Origin of the sequence: Halomonas sp. SIMBA_159 (assembly GCF_046536035.1) — a bacterium.
GTDB lineage: Bacteria > Pseudomonadota > Gammaproteobacteria > Pseudomonadales > Halomonadaceae > Vreelandella > Vreelandella venusta_A.
In genome coordinates, this window is sequence record NZ_JAWJBT010001163.1 from 1 (window position 1) to 250 (window position 250).

Annotated in this window: 1 protein-coding gene; it reads left to right on the top strand. The window is 59.2% G+C overall.

Translation table 11 applies throughout. From position 1 onward, the window contains the following. Positions 1-250, top strand: a 250-nt coding sequence (locus tag R0J87_RS22920) for a tripartite tricarboxylate transporter permease (RefSeq protein ID WP_498889236.1), incomplete at both ends; no start/stop codon positions are given.

The following is a 250-nucleotide window of genomic DNA, read 5'->3' on the forward strand; positions in this document are numbered from 1 at the left end:
CCAGCTTCTGAAGGTGTCGAACAAGATCCTGATGCCGGTCATCCTGATCTTCACGATGGTCGGTGCCTACGCGATCAACAACTCGATGATGGGTGTGGCGGTGGCGCTGGTCGCCGGGATCGTCTCGTTCCTGATGCAAGAGAATGACTATCCGGTCGCGCCGCTGATCCTCGGGATGGTGATCGGCACGCTGCTCGAGAAGAACTTCATGCAGGCCATGATCGCGCAGCAGGGGGACCTCACGGCCTTT